The sequence below is a fragment of the Rhodococcus sp. P1Y genome (assembly GCF_003641205.1).
Taxonomy (GTDB): Bacteria; Actinomycetota; Actinomycetes; order Mycobacteriales; family Mycobacteriaceae; genus Rhodococcoides.
Genome location: NZ_CP032762.1, coordinates 4416557 through 4432140 on the forward strand (window position 1 = coordinate 4416557; position 15584 = coordinate 4432140).

Consider the following 15584-nt stretch of genomic DNA (forward strand, 5'->3'; position numbering starts at 1 on the left):
GATCTATGCCGCCTTTCCTTTGTCGCCGAGATCTTTCCAGGCCCAACCAAGGGTCCGTTTCGCCATGACTGCCAGTGCGTGGCGGCGGTAATCCGCAGTACCGCGAACATCGTCGATGGGGCGCGCCGCTTCCGAAACCAGCTCACCGAATCGCGCGGCGACCCGGTCGTCGAGCGGACCGGACCAGTCGAGTTCTGCGGCGAGGAACTCCTCGGCAGCATAAGCCCGCCGAGGCGTCGGCGCAGCGGAGCCGAGTCCGGTCCCGACACGCTGCTGCTCGGGGAAGAGCGCGATGGAGAACGAACAGACCGCGATCACCATCGCGTTGCGGGTGCCGATCTTCGAGAAGTACTGGGGCCCGGCCGCAGGAGACACGTGAAAGGCGCGAATCAACTCGTCCGGTTCACACGAGTTCCGCTTGACGCCGACGTAGAACTCGGTCGCTGGAATCATCCGGACTCCGCGGCGTGCGGACTCGACCTCGATCACGGCATCGGCGGCGAGAAGCGGAGCATGCAGGTCACCGGCAGGCGACGCGCCTCCCAGGTTGCCGCCGACCGTGCCACGGTTTCGAATCTGTGGCGACCCGACCGTCCTCGATGCCTGCGCGATACCGGGTAGCCGGTTCCCGAGCTCGGAGATGATGCGCACGTACGGAACGCCCGCACCGACCCGCAAGGTGCCGTCGGGCAAGCACTCCCACCGAGTGAGCTCGCGAATCGGATTCAGGTCGAGAAGCGCGGTGGGCCGATGTATGTCGAAGTTCATCTCGACCATGACGTCGGTACCGCCCTGGATCGGAACGGCGTCGACGTCGTCGGACTTGATTGCCAACGCGTCGGCCCAGTTCTGCGGCCGTAGAAAGTCCATGATGCCGTGGCTCCAAAGTGTCGGTGCTGGGGTGTGCATCCAGTACAGCTGCGCAGGCTTTCCCGAACGAGGGACAGGAACGACGAACTATGACGGCGATCACAGTGTAGGTTCTGGATGTTCCTACAAAGAGCGAGGTAGATGGGCAGTGAGGCTGCACGATTTGCTGGGTTTGGCCGAGTTGAAGCTGCATCAAGTGGTGGCACCCGAGCACTTCGACCCGACGATCCGATGGGTCGTCACCACTGACATGTTGGATCCGAGTCGATACCTGACCGGAGGTGAGTTGGTGCTCACCGGTCTCATGTGGCGGGCCGAACCCGGCGACTCACACAAATTCGTCAGTTCGATCGCGAAAGCGGGAGTAGCGGCCCTCGCCGCATCCGAGGGCGGCGTGGTCCCCGACGACCTCGTCGCAGCGTGCCGCGAACACGGGCTGCCCCTGTTTCGGGTGCCCGCCGATGTCGCGTTCGCGACGGTGACCGAGGTCGTGGTTCGCCAGCTGTCGAGCGCACGAACCTCGGATTTGAAAGCCGTACTCGACCGACACCAGAGGTTGGTCGAGAGCACAGGACCCGGTGGGATCGGGCCACTCCTCGATCTCGTCGGTACCGAGCTCGGAATGGATTGTTGGATCATGGCGGCCTCGGGCCGCGTGCTCGCCGGCCCTGACGGTCTACCGGATCCCGAGTCGCTCGCACACGAGTTCCTCACGGCGCGAAGGCTTCCACACTTCGCGCCCGGGTACGGGATCTCGATGTTTCCAGTCGACAGCGACTCCGCGGCTAGGGTGGTCGACTGGTTCGTCGCCGTTCGAAGCGACTGGCAGACATGGCATTCCGAGCGGCTGGCACTCGCCGAACAACTATGTTCGATCGTCGCGCTCGAACGCGCACGCTCCGACGACCGACTCACCGGATCCGGCGTCCTTGCACAAGAATTCGTGCGCGCCGTGTGCGATGGGGCCTCGCCGACCGACATCGCTCAACAGATGCACGTCATCGGACTTCCCGTGCACTCGCGCTACAGTGCAATCGCGGCTGCGGCCTCGGGTGATGTACTGCGCCTGGGCGAGGTCAGGCAACTGGTGCACGAGACCACTGCACCGGCGAAATCCGCGATCGGCATCATCGACGGTGAGGTCATCGCGATCGTCCCGGCCGAGGACGACATCACACCAGCCGTCGTCAGGGCCGTCGACGTTCTCGCGCCCGGACTGTCCGAGACCGGACTGTCGATCGGAGTCAGCAGCCTGGTCGCCGCGCGGGACGTGCGAAGCGCCGTCGAGGAGGCGAAGCACGCGCGAGCGTTGGCCGCGCGTCGTACCGACGATCGCTACGTGGTCGGCCACGACGAACTCGGCACGCTGGTGCTCTTGCTCGCCGGGGTACCCGAGGACGTGCGCCTGATGTTCCGGTCTCGGCTGCTCGACCCGCTCGCTCGGTACGACGACATTCATGGAACCGACTTGATCGCGACGCTGTCCGCGTTTCTCGACACGAATGGGTCGTGGACGAAGTGCGCCGAGCATATGCACCTTCACGTCAACTCGGTGCGATACCGGATCCAGCGCGTCGAGGAGTTGACCGGCCGTGATCTATCTCTTCTGCACGACAGGGTCGAGTTCTATCTGGCGCTGCGGCTGAGCTGACCGACAGGTTCGCTTCCCATCTGATACCGATCAGTGTCAAGATCGTGTGGTGAGTACTTCCGAGACCGGCTACGCCCGCGGCCGCCCGTACCGCGGATCGTCGCCGGTGCAACGGCGGGACGAACGTCGGGAGAAGCTGCTCGACGCCGCGGTCGAGATCTTCGGAACGACCGGGTACCGGTCTGCGTCGATCGATCGACTGTGCTCGACGGCCGGTCTCACCAAACGCTACTTCTACGAGTCCTTCGAGAGCAGCGAGGATCTGCTGAAGGCGGTGTACTTGCGCGCCACGAAGACGATGCTCGCCGGCGTGCAGGCGCCTGCAACACATGAGACCCAGTCGCCGGAGGCCGTACTGCAAGCGGCATTGTCGAACTTCTTTCGGAGCGTCGCGGACGATCCGCGTTCTGCCCGAATCGTGCTACTCGAAGTGCTCGGCGTATCGACCGAAGTAGACGAACTCTATCGGCAGACGACATCGCTGTTCGTCGACGTGGTGCTCACGGTCGCGGACGCGGCGGGGACCGCACACGGACTCGCGGGCCCCAACCGTCGAACACTGGCGGTCGGACTCGTGGGCGCCGTGTTGATGATGACCCAGCAATGGTTGCTCGCACCGACCTCGGAATCCCTCGACGGTGTCATCGCGAGCGCTCACACCATTCTCGGGGCCGTCGCATTCGGACGCGTCGACTGACCCGAGAAAGCGCTACTGACGTTGGTAGAGCTGCTTTTCGTAGGACGGGCCGTAATACTGTTCGAGATCGGCAACCGTCTCGGGCGAGTCGGGCATGACGGCCTTGGTGATGACGGCGACGGAGGGCATCACCGTCGGGTCCCACGTTTCCGGTTCCCACAACCGTGATCGCATGAACGCCTTGGCGCAGTGGAAGAAGACCTGCTCGACGTCGACGACGAGACACAGAATCGGCCGATGACCCTTCACCTGCATGTCGTCGAAGAACGGCGCATCCTTGATCAACCGCGCGCCGCCGTTGATGCGCAATGTGTCGCCTCGACCGGGGATGAAGAAGTTGATCCCGACGAACGGGTTCTTCAACACATTCCGGTATCCGTCCATGCGCTTGTTGCCGGGGCGTTCGGCGATCGCGACGGTCTTGTCATCGAGAATGTGCACCAGCTGACCGGCCGGATCACCCTTCGGCGAAACATCGCAGCGTCCCTCGGTATCCGCGGTGCCGATCAGACAGAAGGGCGACTGCGACAACCACTGGACATCCATAGCGTGCAACGACGATCGATCCTTGTTGGCCGCCCGGTAACTCGGCGTGCCGAACATAGCGGTCAGCTCGTCGTCGTGAAGAATTTCTTCCCATGCCACAGCAAGGACCCTAGCAAGAGTGAGTCCGAGCGTCGCTGGAGAATTTCGACGCCGGCCTCTGGCACAGTGGGTGCCATGCCTCCTCCCCTCACCGTAGTGACAGGAGGTAGCCGCGGGATCGGAGCCGCGGGTTCTCTCACCGGTCTGGTCACCAATGCAGGGGCCGCTAGTGCAGTGGGGCCGCTGATCGACAACGAACTCAGCGCGATACGAGCAGACATAGACCTCGACCTCGTCGGCGTCCTTGCATCCATCAAGTACTCGATCGAGCCCTTGACCGAGTCCGGCGGCGGGTCGATCGTCAACATCTCTTCTGCGGCAGCCACTCTCGGCAGTCCGAACATGTACGTCCATTACGCCGCCGCCAAAGCTGGCGTGGAGGCGCTCACGATCGGGTTGTCGAAGGAACTGGCGACGAGAAACATTCGTGTGAACGCTGTTGCCCCGGGAGTCATCTGGACCGAGTTCCACCGAGATGCGGACCGACCTTCGAAGGTCGCCGACATGATTCCGATGCAACGCGCGGGAAATCCGACCGAGATCGCGGGCGCGGTTGCATGATTGTTGTCCCCAGACGCGTCGTACGCGACCGGGACCACGATTCGAATCGCGGGCGGCCAGTAACAGGCAGGTCGGGATAGACTGCGTTTCGGACGACGCGCGTACCTCCCCCGACAGTTCGAGGGGCGCAACCGGCCGTCAGCTCCCCAACCGACCACACAGAACACGGAGCTCGAGAGCAATGCCGGATGACAAACTCGCCCTGGTCCACGAGCGATTCACCGAGGTCGCGGGCTCCGAGCACGTGATGGAGCAGCTGGCACTTCACTGGCCACGGGCAGATGTCTTCGCGCCGATCGCACGTCCGGAGGGTGTTCCGACGGGCATATCGAAGGACGTACGGACTACGTGGTTGAACGAGGTCTACAACGCGATCGGCCAACGCTCGTACGCCCCCGTACTTCCCATGGTTCCGCTGGCGTTCCGACACATGAAGTTGCAGAACTACGACGCTGTGGTCGTCAGCCACCATGCTTTCGCGACGCAGGCAGTGTTCGCCACCGAGGCCCCAGTTGTCGCGTACGTCCACAGCCCCGCCCGCTGGGCGTGGGACCCCGAACTCCGGGCCGGCGAAGGCGGAGGCAAGGCAGGCGCCGCAATCTTGACTGCACTGTCCGCGGTGGCACGACGTTGCGAAACCTCGGCCGCACCGAAGCTGACCACGGTCGTAGCCAACTCGACGGCAGTTGCGCAGCGAATTTCCGATTGGTGGGACCGCCACGATGCGCTCGTAGTGCACCCGCCCGTCGACCTCGACGGGTTCACCCCCGACGCGTCCGTCGAGCGTGAGGATTTCTTCCTGCTCGCCGGGCGCTTGGTTCCGTACAAAAGACCTGACATCGCCGTCCGGGCAGCGGCGGCGGCAGACGTTCCTCTCGTCGTCGCCGGGGACGGCCGCGCCATGGACGCCTGTCGCGAACTCGCCGGCCCCAAGACGACGTTCCTCGGCCGAGTCTCGCACGAGCATCTGCTCGAACTGCACCGCAAGGCGCGGGCGCTACTGATGCCGGGGATCGAGGACTTCGGCATCGTGCCCGTCGAGTCCATGGCAACCGGTACGCCGGTGATCGCCCTCGGCGAGGGCGGTGCCATCGACACGGTGGTGCCCGGAAAGACCGGTCTACACGTGGCACCCGGTACCGACGAGGAGATCATCGACGGTTTCGCCACCGCGATGCGGTCGTTCAGTCCGAAGGACTTCGACCGAGCCGAAATTCGCTCGTGGGCGGAAGGATTTTCACGCGAGCATTTCCGTTCGCGAATGCAGGAAGTCGTCGATGCCGTTCTCTAGGGGTCTTCGTGTGGGAGACCGAACGCCATGATGGCGGCATCGTCCTCCAGCCCGCTGCCGAAGCTCTCCATCAAGGATTTGAGTGCTGCGACGATGTCACTCGTCGTCGACGGGGCGTGAGCGACAGCGAAATCCAGCAGCGCCCCCGTGTCGTCGTACCGCGCTCGGCCGACGCCTGTTCTCGCCTCGGTCAGCCCGTCGGAATACAGCACGACGGTGTCCCCCGGTGCGAGCCGGACGTGCGTCGCGACGAAATGAGGCTCGGGAAGTATTCCGACGAGTTGACCTCCGCGAGTGTCGAGGTACTGCGCGGTACCGTCGGCTCGGAGCAGCAGGGCCGGCGGATGCCCACCGCTCGCAATGTCGACGTCGAGCCCGCCGTCCACGAGTGTGATGACGCCGAAAAGGACGGTGCAGAACTTGGACTCGCTGGCGAACTCCTGCAGCAGAAGCGAATTCAATTTGTGGAGCACCGCGATCGGATCCCTGTCGTACACGGCCGCAGCACGCAGTGTGTATCTGGTGGAGGACGTGACCACGGCCGCTTCGGGACCTTTGCCGCAGACGTCGCCGAGGAAGAATCCCCACCGATCGTCGGTCAACGGAAACAGGTCGTAGAAGTCCCCTCCGACGTCGAAGGCGGATGCGAAGTGATAGTAGGCGTCGGCATCGACTCCCGCAGGCGGCGATAACGACGGCGGCAACAACGATCGCTGCAGGGTGCTGGCGAGCACCTGCACTCGCTCGCGTTCGAGCTCTGCGCGACGACGTTCGGAGATCAACTCCCGCTCGTACGAACGACGTTCACGTGCATCGAGCGCTGTGATTCGGATGAACGCAGGCGCGCCGTCCGGACCGGTCCTGGTATTGGCGGTGATGAACACGGGCAGTCTGTTCCCGTGCGCATCGAGGAAATCGAGCGCTGCGCTGTCGATGGAGCCGGCGGTCAGCAGCAGAGGGGCGAAATGCGTTTCGTAGTGAATTCTTCCGCCGCCGGTGAGTAGATCCGAGAATCGACGACCCAGGACGTCCTGGCGCTCGTATTCCAGCCACTTCAGCAGCGTGGCATTGACCTTCGCTATTCGCCCGTCGGGCCAGGTCGAGAGATATCCGCACGGCGCGAACTCGTAGAGGTCCTCCGCGGTGTCCTGGAGGAGTGGGTCCTGATCGTTCACGAGGCGCCGACGAACGACAGAATGGCACGAGCAGTGATGCCCGGGTGACTCACCTGAGGGCAGTGACCAGTCGCGTCGAGCGTGACGATAGTGCTGCCCTCGATGTGTTCATGAACGTAGCGCCCCACCTCGCGAGGGGCGAGCGAATCGCGAGCGCACTCGATTACCAGCGTTGGAGTGACAACATGCGCGAGGTCGGAACGATTGTCCGACAGGAAGGTCGCTCGGGCAAAAGCTCGTGCACAGGACGGATCAGTGCGGCAAAAGCTCTCGGTCAACCCCTCGCCCAGTTCGGGGCGATCGGGGTTTCCCATGATTCTCGGCGCCATCACGCGTGACCAGCCCAGATAGTTGCTGTCCAGCGATTCGAGTAATTCGTCGATGTCCGCGGCACTGAAACCACCGTGGTAGTCACCGTCGTCGATGTACCGGGGTGACGGCGTGAGCAGTACGAGGCCGGCGAACAGGTCGGGTCTCCTCACTGCAGCGAGGACGCCGATCATCGATGCAACAGAGTGTCCGACGAAGACGACGTTCTGCAGTTCGAGACCGAGCACGATCTCGACGACATCATCGGCGTACGTCTCGAGCGACGAGTAAGCCGCTTCGTCCCAGCCCGACACGTCGGAAGCACCTGCTCCCACGTGGTCGAACAACACGACTCGGCACGTCGGGGTCAGCAGTGCAGTCACGGCCCTCCACAGATTCTGGTCGCAACCGAATCCGTGCGCGAGCATGATCGTCGGTCCATCCTCGGTACCGACGATCGTCACGTTATTCCTTGCTCGCACGTCCACCGGCACAGTCTCTCACCCACGACAAGCCGGACTGTTCCGCGAGTCGACAATCCGCGCGGTCCATATCCGAGCGGATCGACTTTGCGGGCGGAATACCGCACTCCGTCGCGTTGTTGAAGCGACAATGAAAAAGGTTGGGTTCCTGTCGTTCGGTCACTGGACACCATCGCCGCAGTCGCAGACGCGGTCGGCATCGGATGTGCTCCTACAGTCGATCGATCTGGCGGTGGCCGCGGAGGAGCTGGGCGCTGACGGCGCGTACTACCGCGTGCACCATTTCGCCAATCAGCTATCGTCACCGTTTCCACTGCTGGCCGCCATCGGCGCGAAAACCAGCTCCATCGAAATCGGGACCGGCGTGATCGACATGCGCTACGAGAACCCGTACTACATGACCGAGGACGCCGGATCTGCCGACCTCATCTCGGGCGGCAGACTGCAACTCGGAATCAGCCGCGGATCGCCCGAACAAGTCATCGAAGGCTACAAGTACTTCGGCTACACCCCCAAGGACGGATCCGACCACGCCGAGATGGCCCGCGAGCACACACGCACGTTCCTCGATCTGCTCGAAGGTAAAGGCTTCGCAACCCCCAATCCTCGACCGATGTTCCCGAATCCACCGGGGTTGCTGCGTCTGGAGCCTCATTCCGCGGGGCTGAGGGAGCGGATCTGGTGGGGAGCGGGCAACCGCGAGACGGCGGAGTGGACGGCGCGGCAGGGAATGAACCTGATGAGTTCGACGCTGCTGACCGAGGACACGGGCGTTCCGTTCCACCAGTTGCAGGCCGAGCAGATCGAGCGTTTCCGCAAGACATGGGCCGATGAGCAACACGCGCACGAGCCACGAGTCTCCGTCAGCCGGAGCATCTTCCCAATCGTGAACGACCTCGACCGCGCCTACTTCGGCCGTCAGTCCGGTGGCGAGGATCAGGTCGGGTACATCGACGGCGGGCTCGCGCGATTCGGAAAGTCCTACGCCGGGGAACCTGACCGCCTCATCGAGGAATTGGCGGCTGACGAAGCCATCGCTGCAGCGGACACTGTTCTTCTCACAGTGCCGAACCAGCTCGGGGTCGAGTACTGCGCACACGTGATGGAGTCACTTCTGACCGAGGTGGCCCCAGCTCTCGGCTGGCGCTGAGCCCTTCGGGGCCGTCGCAGGCCACTGCGACGGCGCCGATCGTGTTCGAACCTAGGGATGCACGACAGTGACGCCGCCTGCGCCGGCTCCTGACTCGCCGAGCCTCATGAGACGTGCCGCCGCCTCCTCGAGGCCGATCGTTTCGAGCACCAAGAGCTGGGGACGAAGTGCTCCGGATCCGATCTCGGCCAGCATCGCCGGATAACTCAGTGCCGACATTCCGTGACTGCCCGATATTTGCAACTCCTTCGCAATGACGCGGGCCATGTCTACCTCGGGCAACCCGTTCTCGCCCAACAGTCCCACCTGGATGTGTCGCCCGCGCGGACGAAGACATTCAATGGATGCGCGCATCGTCGGGGCTGCGCCGAAGGCGTCGAACGATACGTCGACGTCGTGCACTTCGCGGGCGTCGATGCACGCCTCGGTGGCGCCGAGCGTGCGCGCCAGTTCACGACTGGACAACGCCGGGTCGACAGCGATCACGTGCGCACCACGGGACGCAGCAATCATCACAACGGAGAGCCCGACTCCCCCGCAGCCGTGCACAGCCACCACCTCGCCTGCACGAACGTCGGCTACCTGCACCACAGCTCGATATGCAGTGGCAAAGCGGCATCCGAGCCCCGCCGCAGTATCGAAGTCGATCTCGTCAGGAAGCGACACCAGGTTGACGTCGGCGTGGTCGAGTGCGACTCGTTCTGCGAACGACCCGTGGTGGGTGAATCCTGGTTGAGTCTGAGCGTTGCATACCTGGTGATCACCACGCAGACAGGGGGCACAGACGCCGCAGGCGTTGACGAACGGAACGGTAACGCGGGCACCGACGGACCAATGTCGTACGGCAGCACCGACTTCGGCCACCGTTCCGGCCAGTTCGTGTCCGGGGACATTGGGAAGCGGGATGCCGGAGTCGTGTCCGAGCCAACCATGCCAGTCACTTCGACACAGGCCCGTCGCGGCCACGTCGACGACGACTCCGTGCGGAGGACACCGCGGATCGGCTATCTCGCGGATGTCGATAGTGCCGCCGAACGTCTCGTAGATCGCTGCCCTCATACCCTCATCCTGCCGTCCAGGCTCTCGACGCTCGATCGGTAGGGCCGCGAACACCGCCACTGGGGCCCATGCACTGCGACGACGGGGATTCTCGTATATGTTTGAGGTTCCTACCGACGGGTAACCTCGAACCTGGGCGCCGGGCGCTCACGCATACTCATGCCTTGGTAAGCGACGCGATTCGCCGAATCTGCTTGTATCCCAAAATTATTCGATGCAATTTCGCCGATTTTCACACGAAGCCGACCGCGTGCCGGTTACGTTTCTCTCGTGGCAGAGCGGGGGGCCAAGCCCCAGGTTTCATTCATTCGAAGAACAGCGCTGCGCGCTGTTCGTATGTTGTTCAATCCACTGAGACCCGACGATTACCTGTCGATGATCAACCCTTTGTGGACGACACGGGAGTTGCGCGGTCAGGTGGTTCGGGTCGCGCCCGAGGGCTCGGATGCGGTGTCGGTTTTCATCCGCCCCGGGTTCGAGTGGGCTGGGCACACTCCCGGTCAGTACGTTCGCTTAGGCGTTCTGATCGACGGGCGTTACCACTGGCGGGCGTACTCCCTGACGTCGGACCCAGACCCGGTCGACGGCCTCGTCAGCGTAAGTCCGAAGCTGGTCCCCGAGGGCACGGTCTCTCCGTACCTGGTGGGAACCATCCGGACTGGCGACATCGTCCGGCTGAGCGAGGTCGAGGGCGAGTTCACACTGCCGAGCCCGATTCCCCCGAAGATGGTGTTCATCAGCGCAGGTAGTGGCATCACTCCGATCATCAGTATGTTGCGCAGTCTCGATCACCAGGATCAAGTGTCCGACATCGTGGTGGTGCACTCCGTGCATCGCCGTGAGCAGCTGATGTTCGCCGACACGCTGGAGGAACTCGAAGCAAAGCACGACGGCCTGCGGCTGGAGGTGCGGATCACCAGCGACGAAGGCCGGATGAAGGCATCGGAATTGGACGCGTTGGTTCCGGACTGGCGTGAACGGGATGCGTTCTGTTCGGGCCCTGGTGAGCACCTGGACGACCTGAAGTCGTATTGGAAAGACCAGGGTGACTTCGACCGATTCCACCACGAAAGTTTCCAACCGGTCATCGGCGGGAACTCTGAGGCTGGAGAAGGTGGCACGGTCAAGTTCGTGAACAGCGAGAAGGACGTGGAGTGCGACGGGGGCACCACCATTCTCGACGCAGGCGAGCAGGCGGGTCTGGACCTGACATTTGGGTGCCGGATCGGTATCTGTCACACCTGCGTAGGCACGTTGAGGTCCGGGAGATTGAGAGACCTTCGAAACGGAGACGTCTCCGAACCGACCGGGCAAGCGGTGCGCATCTGCGTGAATACGGCAGAGGGCGACATCGAGATAGAGCTATGAACCAAAGCTTCATCCGCAGTGAGGGGATTGCATGACCATCGACGACGCAACACGAGCAGATCCAGTCAATCCGTTGGCGCACCTGAGCGACGACACCATTGCCGAACTTGCCAAGGAGTTCGACGCGATTCACGACGAGGTGTACGCGAGCCTCGGTGAGAAGGATCGTAAGTACATCACCTCGGTGATCGCAGCGCAGCGCCAGTTGCTGGTCGCCGGCCGCGTTCTACTGCTGGGCTCGACGAGCAAACCCGCATGGCTGGCGGGCACTGCATGCCTCGGAATCGCCAAGATTCTCGAGAACATGGAGATCGGCCACAACGTCATGCACGGCCAGTGGGACTGGATGAACGACCCCGAAATCCACTCGTCCGTCTGGGATTGGGACACCGCATCCACCGCGCAGTCGTGGAAGCACTCGCACAACTACGTGCACCACACGTACACGAACATTCGGGGCAAGGACAAAGATCTCGGGTACGAGATCATGCGTATCGATCCGCGCCAGAAGTGGCATCCGGTGTACCTGGCTCAGCCCTTCTACAACGTGCTCCTCATGGCGTTCTTCGAATGGGGTGTAGCGCTGCACGATCTGGACCTCGAGGCGATCAGGCGCGGCGAGAAGTCGACCAAAGAGCTCGTTCGAGATCTCAAAGGCATCGCGGTCAAAGCTCGCAAGCAGTTCGTCAAGGACTACATCGGCTGGCCGACCATCAGCGCGGGCGCATTTGCGCTTGCGCAGCTCGGCACGGGCGGTCGACTGCGTGAGAGCAAGAGATCGAGAATTGCGGGCCGGATCAGGCGTTCGGCTCGATTCGGAAACTCCAAGCGCACCGCGGCGCTCCTGGACAGCCGTTTCAGCGGTGTCGAAAGTACGTTCCTGTCGACTCTCGCCGCCAACTTCACGGCCAACATCATTCGCAACGTGTGGTCGCACGGAATCATTTTCTGCGGGCACTTCCCTGACCAGGCGTACACCTTCAGCCAGGAGGAGGTGGAGAACGAGACGCGCGGCGGGTGGTATGTCCGCCAGCTGGTCGGAGCAGCCAACATCGACGGCGGCCCACTGTTCCACCTCATGAGTGGCAACCTCAGCTACCAGGTTGAGCATCACCTGTACCCGGACATGCCCAGTACCCGGTACTCCGAGGTTGCACCGAAGATCAAGGACATCTGTGAGCGGTACCAGCTGCCGTACAACAGCGGCCCGCTGATGCAGCAATGGGGCATGGTGCACCGAACGATCGCACGTCTCGCTCTGCCGGGAGGCAAGGCTCGGCCGAAGCCGGGACCGTACCGCCCGGAAGAAGCGTGGCGCCGCAAGTTCAGTGAAGGTCCCTCGGAGAGCGAGGCAGCACGCTCGCGCAGTCGAGTTCCTGCCGGACATCCCGACGCCGGCCCGGAGCACACCTCCGGTGGCGTCGACGTCGAACCTCCCCCTCGCGGCGACGACTGATCTTCTTCCATCACCTACTCTCAGGCAGGGCTCCGGGTAACTCCGGAGCCCTGCCTTCAGTTGTATGTCCCCTCGACCGAGGTGCGTCCTCAGTCGGCTCGATCGGCGCCGGCCAGGGCACCTTCGTAATCGGCGAGGTCGATCTCCTCGGCCGTCACCGTCTTGTCGCCGTTGTAGACGTCACGATCGATCTCGTCGTCGGCGTTGGCAACCAACATCGCCACGAAGGTGTCGCCGTTGACGTTGAGGAAAGTTCGGAAGATTCCAGCGAACCAGTCGACGGCAATCAGCAGACCCACGGCCTCGAATGGAAGGCCCAGTGATGTTGCCAAGAACATTGCGACGACCGGAAACCCTCCCGGCACCGTGATCGTGCCCATGTTGAGCAGAATCGCCAGCCCCATACCGAGGGCGATCTGGCCGAAGCTCAGATCGATGTTGCCTGCTTGCGCAAGGAACATCACCACGATCATGTAGTTGAGGACAGCTCCGTACGAACCCATCGTCAACCCGATCGACAACGTGAAATTCGCAACTTTCTGACTGACGCCGACCTTTTCGACCGTGTTCTTCAGCACGGTTGGGAAGGTGACCGCCGAACTGGTAGTCGTGACCGCCACGACTGTCTGCTCGGTCAGTTTGTGCGGCAGCTTCCACGGATTCAGTCGGGTACGTACGGTCACGACTGCCACGAACAGTAGGAACAGAATGAGCACGCCGAGAAGTGTTGTACCCAGGTAACTCAGCGCGGTGCTCACGACAGAGAACCCGACATCTCCCGCGAGCGCGGCGAGCAGACAGAAGACCCCGATCGGGGCGATGAGCATGACCAGCCGGATCATCGTGAGAACGATCTGTTGAATCTGATCGAACAGGGTGAGTACACCGGTGTCACCGGTCTTGTTCACATGGATGCGCAGAGCTACGCCGAACAACAGCGAGAAGATGATGATGGGCACCATCGTTGCCGTCGACATTGCGCTGAATACGTTGGTCGAGACGAAATTGAGCAGCGTGTCCTGCCAGCCCAGAGCCTCTCCTGCCGACGCCTCCAGACTTGGATCCAGCTCCTGAGTGAACACCATGCCCGTACCGGGCCGGATGATGGTGCTGAGAACCCAGGCCAGTACGGCGGCCACGAACGAGAAGCCGATCATCCATTTGAACGTCCGGAATGCGATCCGGCCCGTTCCGGTCCCGGACATCGAACCCGTCGCAACGATGACCGAGGCCATGACGAGCGGGACAATCGACATCTGAATCAACCGAATGAAGAGATCTCCGATGAACTTCAGATTGGCGGCCCAGTCACCGACAATCAGACCGAACGCGATCCCGCCGATGGCGGCGAGACCGATCTGCACCGCCGGGTGCCGAAAAATTTTCATGCCTCAAATTAAGCGCGACGAGATACGGCTCGGTGTCGGTCGTATTTCGCTCCTATTACGGCCGGAATCAGTCGAGAACCTCACGGTCGAAGATCATCATCTTCGCGTAATACACACCTCCGGATGCAATCAGTCCGAGCACGATCGCGGTGGGAACGCGGGCGTCATCCGGCGTGACCAGGACGAAGCACGCAACGCCCAGCCACAGCAACGCGAAAACAGCGACCGGAACCTCGAACCGGCCGAGACTGAACCCACCCTCTCGCTTGTCCAGACGAGCACGCACCACGAGATAGAGAATGACGATCCCGGCGTAGATGAGTGCGGGAAGTATCGTCGAGCCGAGGATGAGCTGCAACAGCGCGTCTCCCGGCAAACCGACCAACAAAGCCACACCGATCACCAAAATCAGAACGGTGGCGAAAACTGGGGTTCGAGTGCGCGAGTTGACTTTTCGCATCAGTCCATGCGCAGGGAACCGTCTGTCCCTCGCCATGGCAAAGACCTGCCGTGAGCACGCCGCCATCACCACCATGCCCGCACCGAAGATCGCGAAGACAATGGCCGACAGTAGAATTCGTTCAGGAATCGGTCCCAGTTGATCTCGGATGATGAAGGCAACCGGGGAGTCGCTGCTGCTGACGGCTCCGACATCCTCGATCGCGACGGTGAGCGCGATCAAGAAAAGCAGCCCGGCGACACCGGCAGCCACGACTGACGCAACGATGGCACGAGGCACGCTGCGGTACGGATCCCGGGCTTCCTCGGCTAGATTCGCCGCGGAATCGAACCCGACGAGCGTCGTCAAGCCCATCAGCATCCCTGCCATCAGGCCGCCGCCGATCGCGTAGTAGTTGCTCGTATCCGAGACGACTCCACGCGAGGAAAGGTTGCCTATCTCGCCGGTACCGGTGAACACGACGACCGCTGCCAGTGCAAGCACCAGCACAACAACGATGCCGAGCTCTACGGCAACCGCTCCCGAGGTGATGATCCCGAGCAATCGGGTCGAGGCGATCACCAAGACGGCCTGAACGATCATGACCGCGAGCGTGATGACGCGGGAGACGTCTTCGTCGGCTTCCATCCCCAGCAGCGGCATCAATGCCTGACTGGACAACGCACTGTCCATCGCCACGACCGCGATGGCCAAGTACCAGAACGTGAGCCACCCGAACAGCCAGCCAATTCTCGGATTGGTCAGGCGCGATGCCCACTGGTAGGACGATCCGCTGAGAGCTATCCGAGCAGCGAATTGCGCCACCACGAGTGCAACCAAGGTCTGGCCGACCGCGGCGATCACCCAGAGCCATATACCGACAGGACCTGCTGTGGTCAGAAGCTCGCCGTACGTCGCAAACACACCGACTGCGACCGAGATGAACGCGAACGAAATAGCGAACACCTGAAACCCGCCCAATGTCCGCTTCAGTTCGTTCGCTGTCTCGACGGATGAATCGGACATCGCGGTACCTCCCATTG

At 62.5% G+C, this 15584-nt stretch carries 14 protein-coding genes; 7 read left to right on the plus strand and 7 right to left on the minus strand.

From position 1 onward, the window contains the following. Positions 1-3: 3 nt before the first annotated feature. Positions 4-870 carry an FAD binding domain-containing protein gene (locus D8W71_RS20370; RefSeq protein WP_121116028.1) on the minus strand — a complete coding sequence of 289 codons (867 nt, stop codon included), beginning with the start codon at positions 868-870 and terminating at the stop codon, positions 4-6. 148 nt (positions 871-1018) lie between these two features. On the opposite strand from D8W71_RS20370, the gene D8W71_RS20375 reads away from it, so the two are divergent. Together D8W71_RS20375 and D8W71_RS20380 are read left to right on the plus strand one after the other, a co-directional pair. Next, on the plus strand, positions 1019-2521 hold the full coding sequence (locus tag D8W71_RS20375) for a PucR family transcriptional regulator (RefSeq protein WP_236077523.1): 1503 nt from the start codon (positions 1019-1021) through the stop codon (positions 2519-2521). 49 nt (positions 2522-2570) lie between these two features. After that, entirely contained in the window at positions 2571-3218 is a 648-nt protein-coding gene (locus D8W71_RS20380) for a TetR/AcrR family transcriptional regulator (protein ID WP_121119660.1), read from the plus strand. A 12-nt stretch (positions 3219-3230) separates the two neighbouring features. Here the strand turns inward: D8W71_RS20380 and D8W71_RS20385 are convergent, their stop codons facing one another. Beyond that, the gene (locus D8W71_RS20385; protein ID WP_121116030.1) at positions 3231-3863 is read right to left on the minus strand and encodes an MSMEG_1061 family FMN-dependent PPOX-type flavoprotein; all 633 of its coding nucleotides are present in this window, start codon (positions 3861-3863) and stop codon (positions 3231-3233) included. Between the two features lie 75 nt (positions 3864-3938). On the opposite strand from D8W71_RS20385, the gene D8W71_RS20390 reads away from it, so the two are divergent. Further along, positions 3939-4424, plus strand: a complete 486-nt coding sequence (locus tag D8W71_RS20390; protein WP_236077524.1) for an SDR family NAD(P)-dependent oxidoreductase — start codon at positions 3939-3941, stop codon at positions 4422-4424. A 181-nt stretch (positions 4425-4605) separates the two neighbouring features. Further along, entirely contained in the window at positions 4606-5715 is a 1110-nt protein-coding gene (locus D8W71_RS20395) for a glycosyltransferase (RefSeq protein ID WP_121116032.1), read from the plus strand. Here the strand turns inward: D8W71_RS20395 and D8W71_RS20400 are convergent. Together D8W71_RS20400 and D8W71_RS20405 are read right to left on the minus strand one after the other, a co-directional pair. Next, the gene (locus D8W71_RS20400) at positions 5712-6890 is read right to left on the minus strand and encodes a PP2C family protein-serine/threonine phosphatase (protein ID WP_121116034.1); all 1179 of its coding nucleotides are present in this window, start codon (positions 6888-6890) and stop codon (positions 5712-5714) included. The genes D8W71_RS20395 and D8W71_RS20400 overlap by 4 nt on opposite strands. Then, on the minus strand, positions 6887-7687 hold the full coding sequence (locus D8W71_RS20405) for an alpha/beta fold hydrolase (RefSeq protein WP_121116036.1): 801 nt from the start codon (positions 7685-7687) through the stop codon (positions 6887-6889). Before D8W71_RS20405 ends, D8W71_RS20400 begins: the two co-directional genes overlap by 4 nt. Positions 7688-7811: 124 nt before the next feature. Here D8W71_RS20405 and D8W71_RS20410 point away from each other — a divergent pair, with 124 nt between their 5' ends. Then, the gene (locus D8W71_RS20410; protein ID WP_121116038.1) at positions 7812-8831 is read left to right on the plus strand and encodes an LLM class flavin-dependent oxidoreductase; all 1020 of its coding nucleotides are present in this window, start codon (positions 7812-7814) and stop codon (positions 8829-8831) included. Positions 8832-8882: 51 nt separating this feature from the next. On the opposite strand, the gene D8W71_RS20415 is transcribed toward D8W71_RS20410, so the two are convergent. Then, positions 8883-9890, minus strand: coding sequence for an alcohol dehydrogenase catalytic domain-containing protein (locus D8W71_RS20415; RefSeq protein ID WP_121116040.1), 1008 nt, complete (start codon positions 9888-9890; stop codon positions 8883-8885). A gap of 270 nt (positions 9891-10160) precedes the next feature. On the opposite strand from D8W71_RS20415, the gene D8W71_RS20420 reads away from it, so the two are divergent. Both D8W71_RS20420 and D8W71_RS20425 read left to right on the plus strand, forming a co-directional pair. Continuing rightward, positions 10161-11258: a ferredoxin reductase gene (locus tag D8W71_RS20420; protein WP_201265147.1), complete on the plus strand. Its 1098-nt coding sequence runs from the start codon at positions 10161-10163 to the stop codon at positions 11256-11258. Positions 11259-11289: 31 nt separating this feature from the next. Further along, entirely contained in the window at positions 11290-12714 is a 1425-nt protein-coding gene (locus D8W71_RS20425; protein ID WP_121116044.1) for a fatty acid desaturase family protein, read from the plus strand. An 89-nt stretch (positions 12715-12803) separates the two neighbouring features. On the opposite strand, the gene D8W71_RS20430 is transcribed toward D8W71_RS20425, so the two are convergent. Both D8W71_RS20430 and D8W71_RS20435 read right to left on the minus strand, forming a co-directional pair. Further along, positions 12804-14102, minus strand: a complete 1299-nt coding sequence (locus D8W71_RS20430; protein ID WP_121116046.1) for a dicarboxylate/amino acid:cation symporter — start codon at positions 14100-14102, stop codon at positions 12804-12806. Between the two features lie 67 nt (positions 14103-14169). After that, positions 14170-15567 (minus strand): APC family permease, encoded by a 1398-nt coding sequence (locus D8W71_RS20435; protein WP_236077525.1) that lies wholly within the window; start codon positions 15565-15567, stop codon positions 14170-14172. Between the last annotated feature and the right edge of the window lie 17 nt (positions 15568-15584).

Coding starts and splice junctions, on each gene's coding strand:
- D8W71_RS20430 (WP_121116046.1), bottom strand. CDS start 14,102: ATGAAAATTTTTCGGCACCCGGCGGTGCAGATCGGTCTCGCCGCCATC.
- D8W71_RS20435 (WP_236077525.1), bottom strand. CDS start 15,567: ATGTCCGATTCATCCGTCGAGACAGCGAACGAACTGAAGCGGACATTG.
- D8W71_RS20410 (WP_121116038.1), top strand. CDS start 7,812: ATGAAAAAGGTTGGGTTCCTGTCGTTCGGTCACTGGACACCATCGCCG.
- D8W71_RS20370 (WP_121116028.1), bottom strand. CDS start 870: ATGGACTTTCTACGGCCGCAGAACTGGGCCGACGCGTTGGCAATCAAG.
- D8W71_RS20390 (WP_236077524.1), top strand. CDS start 3,939: ATGCCTCCTCCCCTCACCGTAGTGACAGGAGGTAGCCGCGGGATCGGA.
- D8W71_RS20395 (WP_121116032.1), top strand. CDS start 4,606: ATGCCGGATGACAAACTCGCCCTGGTCCACGAGCGATTCACCGAGGTC.
- D8W71_RS20415 (WP_121116040.1), bottom strand. CDS start 9,890: ATGAGGGCAGCGATCTACGAGACGTTCGGCGGCACTATCGACATCCGC.
- D8W71_RS20425 (WP_121116044.1), top strand. CDS start 11,290: ATGACCATCGACGACGCAACACGAGCAGATCCAGTCAATCCGTTGGCG.